This is a genomic window from Cupriavidus sp. SIMBA_020 (assembly GCF_046535395.1).
GTDB lineage: Bacteria > Pseudomonadota > Gammaproteobacteria > Burkholderiales > Burkholderiaceae > Cupriavidus > Cupriavidus campinensis.
The window spans coordinates 1-342 of the sequence record NZ_JAWRWU010000199.1 but is presented as its reverse complement, the minus strand read 5'-3'; the positions used below and the strand labels follow the sequence as shown (position 1 = coordinate 342).

The 342-nt window shown below is 68.4% G+C and carries 1 pseudogene; it reads left to right on the top strand.

The features are described 5' to 3' along the window. Positions 1-342: pseudogene (locus tag SB751_RS28805) on the top strand (insulinase family protein); the annotation flags it as partial.

Below are 342 nucleotides of genomic sequence, written 5' to 3'. Positions count from 1 at the left end.
CCGGCGACTGGCGCCTGTTCTTCCTGCAGCGTGACCGCGCCCGCAAGGCCACGCTGGCCGAGGTGCAGCAGGCGGCCACCACCTACCTGGTGCAAAGCAATCGCATCGAAGGCCGCTACATCCCGACCGACAAGCCGCTGCGCGCGCCGCAGACGCAACGGGTCGACCTGACCGCGGTGTTCAAGGACTACAAGGGCGACCCCGACTTCAAGGCGGCATCCGCGTTCGATCCCACTCCGCAAAACATCGACCGCCTGACCCAGCGCAAGACGCTGGAGCTGCCCAACGGCCCGGTGCAGCTGGCGTTGCTGCCCAAGGCTACCCGCGGCAACCGCGTGCAGG